The sequence below is a fragment of the Kitasatospora sp. NPDC056446 genome (assembly GCF_042796115.1).
Lineage (GTDB): Bacteria > Actinomycetota > Actinomycetes > Streptomycetales > Streptomycetaceae > Kitasatospora.
Window position 1 is genome coordinate 51,439 of sequence record NZ_JBHTRF010000055.1, and the last position, 6,100, is coordinate 57,538.

The 6,100-nt window shown below is 71.5% G+C and carries 8 protein-coding genes and 1 riboswitch; of the genes, 6 read left to right on the plus strand and 2 right to left on the minus strand.

Annotated elements, in window-relative coordinates:
• Positions 1 to 70: 70 nt before the first annotated feature.
• Positions 71 to 640, minus strand: coding sequence for an NUDIX domain-containing protein (locus tag ACFQ6N_RS28415; RefSeq protein WP_380654846.1), 570 nt, complete (start codon positions 638 to 640; stop codon positions 71 to 73).
• 259 nt (positions 641 to 899) lie between these two features.
• Between ACFQ6N_RS28415 and ACFQ6N_RS28420 the strand changes: the two genes are divergently transcribed.
• A complete protein-coding gene (locus ACFQ6N_RS28420; RefSeq protein WP_380654849.1) occupies positions 900 to 1,085 on the plus strand; it encodes a hypothetical protein in 186 nt (61 codons plus the stop codon).
• A 208-nt stretch (positions 1,086 to 1,293) separates the two neighbouring features.
• Positions 1,294 to 1,719: an SsgA family sporulation/cell division regulator gene (locus ACFQ6N_RS28425; RefSeq protein ID WP_380654852.1), complete on the plus strand. Its 426-nt coding sequence runs from the start codon at positions 1,294 to 1,296 to the stop codon at positions 1,717 to 1,719.
• Between the two features lie 90 nt (positions 1,720 to 1,809).
• Here ACFQ6N_RS28425 and ACFQ6N_RS28430 read toward each other — a convergent pair whose 3' ends face one another.
• Positions 1,810 to 2,190 carry a phage holin family protein gene (locus ACFQ6N_RS28430; protein ID WP_380654854.1) on the minus strand — a complete coding sequence of 127 codons (381 nt, stop codon included), beginning with the start codon at positions 2,188 to 2,190 and terminating at the stop codon, positions 1,810 to 1,812.
• A 107-nt stretch (positions 2,191 to 2,297) separates the two neighbouring features.
• Here ACFQ6N_RS28430 and ACFQ6N_RS28435 point away from each other — a divergent pair, with 107 nt between their 5' ends.
• The 4 genes from ACFQ6N_RS28435 to thiC all read left to right on the plus strand — a co-directional run bounded on the left by ACFQ6N_RS28435 (position 2,298) and on the right by thiC (position 6,032).
• Complete coding sequence (locus ACFQ6N_RS28435) at positions 2,298 to 2,615, plus strand: cupin domain-containing protein (protein ID WP_380654871.1); 318 nt, start codon at positions 2,298 to 2,300, stop codon at positions 2,613 to 2,615.
• Between the two features lie 147 nt (positions 2,616 to 2,762).
• The gene (gene tenA, locus ACFQ6N_RS28440) at positions 2,763 to 3,443 is read left to right on the plus strand and encodes a thiaminase II (protein ID WP_380654857.1); all 681 of its coding nucleotides are present in this window, start codon (positions 2,763 to 2,765) and stop codon (positions 3,441 to 3,443) included.
• A gap of 248 nt (positions 3,444 to 3,691) precedes the next feature.
• Positions 3,692 to 3,892, plus strand: a complete 201-nt coding sequence (locus ACFQ6N_RS28445; RefSeq protein WP_380654859.1) for a DUF5326 family protein — start codon at positions 3,692 to 3,694, stop codon at positions 3,890 to 3,892.
• Between the two features lie 195 nt (positions 3,893 to 4,087).
• Positions 4,088 to 4,223: riboswitch (TPP riboswitch) on the plus strand.
• Positions 4,218 to 6,032 carry a phosphomethylpyrimidine synthase ThiC gene (thiC, locus tag ACFQ6N_RS28450; protein WP_380654862.1) on the plus strand — a complete coding sequence of 605 codons (1,815 nt, stop codon included), beginning with the start codon at positions 4,218 to 4,220 and terminating at the stop codon, positions 6,030 to 6,032. (Overlaps the previous riboswitch by 6 nt.)
• Positions 6,033 to 6,100: the final 68 nt, after the last annotated feature.

The following is a 6,100-nucleotide window of genomic DNA, read 5'->3' on the forward strand; positions in this document are numbered from 1 at the left end:
GGAGGCGGCCCTGCACCCGGCCCGGCGGGGTCGGCGGGGGCGGCGGGGTCGGTGGGCCCGCCCGGCCCGGTCAGCCGAGGTCGGGCGCGAGCAGCGCGCGGATGCCCTCGATGTTGGCCGCCAGGTACGCCCGCAGCCGGGGCGGGACGACGTTGACCGAGGTGACCCCCTCCCGGGTGAACGGCAGCCGGACCACCTCGTACTCGCCGTTCGGCTCCGTCACCTCCGGACCGTGCCGCCGGCTGAGGTCCATCGAGGCGAGCCGGCAGACGAAGAAGTGCTGCACCTTGACCCCGTGCGGGTGCGGGAGGGCGCCCTCGTCGGCCGAGGCGTCCCCGGCCGGCAGCGGGGGGAGCGGGTGGCTGATGGTGTCCACGAAGGCGGGCACCACGTCCACGACCTTGCCGCCGAGCTCCTCGTCCACCTCGCGGTGCAGCGCCTCGACCACCGTCCGGTCGTCCCGCTCGACCCCGCCGCCGGGCGTGATCCAGTACGGGTGCGGCGCGTCCGGCCGGACCCGCCTGATCAGCACGATCGAGGCCGGGCCCTGCGGATCGTCCGGGTCCAGCTCCAGCAGGATCGCCCGCGCGGTGCGCTTCACGACCGGGCGCGGTGGCGGGGTTCGGTTCTCGGGGCCCATGGCCACCTCCGGGGCAGGAGCGTTGTGCGGGAGTCTCCCGCGCCGGGAATGCGTCGAAACCCGGGAAATGGACCGAAACGCCGACCCAAGCGGGTGCGTCCGTTCGGGCCCCCGCTGTGCTGCAATGGGCGACCATCGGGCACATCGGAGGATTCGCTCCGGATGTCCGTTCTGGGCAGGGACCTGTACGAGGGACTCGGGCTGGGGGTGGGGTGGCATCGATCGGACCGCGCAGCCGTCCGGGAAGTCGGCACCGACCATGCCCGTGCCGGAGCGGCAGGAGTACGCGCTCGGCCCGGTCTGCGCGGCCGTGCCCGTCACCATCGGCCCGGTGGTCGCCACCATGGCCGTGTCCCTGCCGGTCCCGCAGGTCGACCGATTGGCCGTGGTCGCCCGTCAAGTGAGGTGCGGTGTGGGGGAGATGAGCCCGTCGTTCGTCCTCTGACGCTCCTTGCGCCGCACGGGGTCCCCCGGGGTTCCCCTCGTTCACCATTTGAAAAAGCACACCTTGTCCACTTCATCCCCAAACAGGGACGATGAGGATCGAACGTGGATTGGTTGCATAAACCGTCGTAAAAACCGTCGAAACCGTGTCCGGCCGCCATCGGACCCAGCGCACCGACCGTCCGGGCAGAACGAGAGGTACTGGCGCCATGCAGCACAGCACAGTCCAGGGCCACCTGGTGATGAACCTCGTGGTCTCGCACGAGCTCTCCTTCCGCATCCCGGTGGACCTCGCCTACGAGGCCGGTGACCCGTACGCGGTGCGGTTCACCTTCAACCTGCCCGGCGACGCCCCGGTCACCTGGTTCTTCGCCCGGGAACTGCTCCTCGACGGGATCAGCGGGCCGGCCGGCGAGGGCGACGTGCACATCCACCCCGTCGGCGAGGAGCTCTCGGAGGTCTGCATCGTGCTGCGCTCCCCCGACGGCGCCGCCGTGCTGCGGGCCTCGTCGGCGCCGCTGATCGCCTTCCTGGCGCGCACCGACCGGGTGGTCCCGATGGGGCAGGAGCTCGCCGGGCAGGAACTCGACGCCAAGCTCGCCGACATCCTCAGGGGGCGTGAGAACGCGGGGTGACCGGGGCCGCGGGGCCCGCCGGGACGACGAAGGGGCCCGTACCCGGGTGTACCGGGTACGGGCCCCTCGCGCGGGTGCGCACGACGGGGGTCAGTCGTCGTCCAGGGCCAGGTGCAGGCCCCAGGAGACCAGGCTGATGATCAGCGAACCGACCAGTGCGGCCCCGAAGCCGGTCACGTGGAAGTCCAGGTTCAGCTTCCCCGACGCCCACGAGGTGAGCAGCAGCATCAGGGCGTTGATCACGAAGGTGATCAGGCCCAGCGTGAGGATGAACAGCGGGAACGAGAACAGCTTGACCACCGGCTTGATCAGCCAGTTGACGACGCCGAACACGACGGCGACGCCGAGCACCGTCAGTGCCTTGTGCTGCCAGTCGGCTTTGCCCTGGGCGAGTTGGAGGCCGCTGACGATCCAGGCGGCGACCCAGATGGCCGCCGCGTTGATCAGTGTCTTGATGACGAAACCCTTCATGCCGCCCAAGCCTGGCAGGCAACACGGCCGCGGGGAACCACCACACGGCGGGTTGGTGTTGAATGCCCCTGGTCCCTGAGGTGGACGAACGAGGGAAGGAGACGGTGGTGAAGCTGTTCCGGCTGCACGAACTGGACGCCGAACGCGCCGCCAACGACGGCGCCTACCTGCGGTTCCTGCGCGAACCGCGGATGTCCGCCGGGCTGTACGCGCTCTCCCCCGGCGACACCGACCCGCAGACCGCGCACGACCAGGACGAGATCTACCAGGTGATCAGCGGCCGGGCCGAGTTGACCGTCGGGGCCGAGACGGCGACCGTCGCCCGCGGCACCGTGGTGTACGTCCCGGCGGGCACCCCGCACCGGTTCCACCACGTCACGGAGGAGCTGCGGGTCCTGGTCGTGTTCTCCCCGCCGGAGGACTGAGCAGCTCGGGGCCGGTCGCCCCGTGACCGGACTCCGTGGCCGTGCTCCGTGAGCGGGCTCCGTGAGCGGGCTCCGTGACCGGGCTCCGTGACCGTGCTCCCGGACCGGAATCCGGGCCGGGAACCCCGGCCGTCTAGGGTCGTCCGCATGACCCTTCGCATGCCCCGCAGCCTCACCGAAGAACTCTGGGCGGCCATCGAGCCGGTCTACGCCGAGATCCTCGCCCACCCCTTCCTCGCCGGCCTCACCGACGGCACCCTGCCGCGCCAGGCCTTCCGCCACTTCGTCGTCCAGGACTCGCACTACCTGCGCGACTACGCCCGCGCCCTCGCCGTCTGCGCCGCCAAGGCGCCCGGCGAGGAGGACGTCCGGGCGTTCGCCGACGACGCGGTCGGCGCGCTGGCCGCCGAGCAGGGCATGCACGCGGAGTTCCTGACCGCCTTCGGCGGCACCGCCGCCGAGGCCGCCGCCGAACCGGTGCTGCCCACCACCCGGGCCTACACCAGCTACCTGCTGGCCACCGTCTACGGCGGCTCCTTCGCCGAGGCCGTCGGCGCGGTACTGCCCTGCTACTGGATCTACGCCCGGGTCGGCGGGGAACTGCTCGCCCAGGGCTCCCCGGACCCGCTGTACGCCAAGTGGATCGCCACCTACGGCGACGAGGCCTTCCAGTCCGTGGTCCGCCGGGTGCTGGCCCTCACCGACCGGATCGGCGAGGAGCTCTCCCCGGCCGAACGCCGCAAGGTCGTCGATCACTTCGTGACCACCTCGCGCTATGAGTGGATGTTCTGGGACGCCGCGTGGCGCGGTGAGCGCTGGCCGGTCTGACCCGCCGCGGACCCGCCGCCGACCTGCTGCGGAGCCTCCGGCCGACCGTTCGGCGGGGGTCTCCTGGGGGGTGACCCCGTAGAACCGCAGGGGGTGTTCCCGGGGGTCGGGGTCGGGGTGATCTCGGGGTTCTCTCCGGGCCGTTGGGCCTCGTTCCGGCACTCGGGCCACCGTACGATCGAAGTACCGAAAGCAAGCGGGATGCGGCACCGGACGGCGGCCGACCCAAGGGGAGAAGAGGTACGGACATGGCTGAGCTCTGGAAGTCGCTGCCCTCGTGGGTGCGCAACATCGTCATCCCGGTGCTGGTCCTGGTACTGGCCTGGAACATCGTCGCCTTCGTGTTCGGCGTGGTCGGGGCGCTGCTCGGCATCGTGATCAAGCTGCTGGTCGTCGTCGGCATCGCGGCGGCCGTGGTCATCCTGGTGAAGAAGGCCGCCAAGGGCTGACCCCCTCCCCGAACCGCCGCCCTGAGGCCCGGTCCCCCACGCGGGGAGCCGGGCCTCGGCCGTTCCCGGGAAGCCCCGCGCGTGCGCCCCCCGCCGCGCCCGCCGCCGGGCCCGCGCCCCGGGCCCGCGCCGGACCCGCTCTGGACCTGCGGCGATCGGCTCGCTACGGTGTTGGGCGTCATGTGCAGGCAACACCGCCTGCGACGCGGGAGCTCGGAGCACCGGGCTGAGAGGGCGCTGACCGGACCGTCGACGGACGGACCGACGGCTGCGTCGACCGCAGGAACCTGGACCGGGTAATGCCGGCGTAGGGAGTAGAGGTCAGATGACCACGTTCGAAGCACAGCCGCAGCCTGCCCGGAACGCCCCCAGCAGCGAGCGCACCGGCTACCCCACCCCGGCCTGGAACAAGGCCTACCGCGACGGATCGCGCCCCGACCTGCGCGTCCCGTACCGCGAAGTGCGGCTCACCAACGGCAAGTCCGTCCCGCTGTACGACACCTCCGGCCCGTACACCGACGCGTCCTACGAGCCCGACGTGCGCCGCGGCCTGCCCGCCCTGCGCGACTCCTGGATCCGTCAGCGCGGCGACGTCGAGGAGTACGACGGCCGCGAGGCGCGCCCCGAGGACGACGGGATCAAGCACACCTCGCCGCGCGGCGGGAACCTGCGCAACCTGGACGCCGTCTTCCCCGGCCGCCCGCGCCGTCCGCTGCGCGGCCGCGGCGGTGTCGCCGTCACCCAACTCGCGTACGCCAAGCGGGGCGTGGTGACCCCGGAGATGGAGTTCGTGGCGCTGCGCGAGGGCCTCGCGCCGGAGTTCGTGCGCGCCGAGGTGGCCCGCGGCCGGGCCGTCATCCCGGTCAACGTGAACCACCCCGAGGTCGAGCCGGCCGTCATCGGCACCAACTTCCTGGTGAAGATCAACGCCAACATCGGCAACTCGGCCGTCACCTCCTCGATCGAGGAGGAGGTGGAGAAGATGACCTGGGCCACCCGCTGGGGCGCCGACACCGTCATGGACCTCTCCACCGGCCGCAACATCCACACCACCCGCGAGTGGATCCTGCGCAACTCCCCCGTGCCGATCGGCACCGTGCCGCTCTACCAGGCCCTGGAGAAGGTCGACGGCCGGGCCGAGGACCTGAGCTGGGAGGTCTACCGGGACACCATCGTCGAGCAGTGCGAGCAGGGCGTCGACTACATGACCGTCCACGCCGGCGTGCTGCTGCGCTACGTCCCGCTCACCGCCCGCCGCAAGACCGGCATCGTCTCGCGCGGCGGCTCGATCATGGCCGCCTGGTGCCTGGCGCACCACCAGGAGAACTTCCTCTACACCAACTTCGAGGAACTCTGCGACATCCTCGCCTCCTACGACGTGACCTTCTCCCTCGGTGACGGCCTGCGTCCCGGCTCGATCGCCGACGCCAACGACGAGGCGCAGTTCGCCGAGCTCAAGACCCTCGGCGAACTCGGCCGGATCGCCCGCGAGCGCGACGTCCAGGTGATGATCGAGGGCCCGGGCCACGTCCCGATGAACAAGATCAAGGAGAACATGGATCTCCAGAAGGAGATCTGCGACGAGGCGCCGTTCTACACCCTCGGCCCGCTCACCACCGACGTCGCCCCCGGCTACGACCACATCACCTCGGGCATCGGCGCCGCGATGATCGCCTGGTGGGGCACCGCGATGCTCTGCTACGTCACGCCCAAGGAGCACCTGGGCCTGCCCAACCGCGACGACGTCAAGACCGGCGTGATCACCTACAAGATCGCCGCCCACGCCGCCGACCTCGCCAAGGGCCACCCCGGAGCCCAGGCCTGGGACGACGCCCTCTCCGACGCCCGCTTCGAGTTCCGCTGGGAGGACCAGTTCAACCTGGCCCTCGACCCGGAGACCGCCCGCGACTTCCACGACGAGACCCTCCCCGCCGAACCCGCCAAGACGGCCCACTTCTGCTCCATGTGCGGCCCGAAGTTCTGCTCGATGAAGATCTCCCAGAAGATCCGCGACGAGCACGGCGACGGCTCCAGCGCCGTGGCCACCGAGTTCGACCCGGAGGCCCTGGCCGGCATGCAGGCCATGTCCGAGGAGTTCAAGGCCCACGGCAACAAGGTCTACCTCCCCCTGGCCGACTGACGCCCGGGGACGGGGGGGGGGGCGGGGGGGGGCCGGGGGCGCGGCGGCCCCCCGCGTGGGGGGCGCCC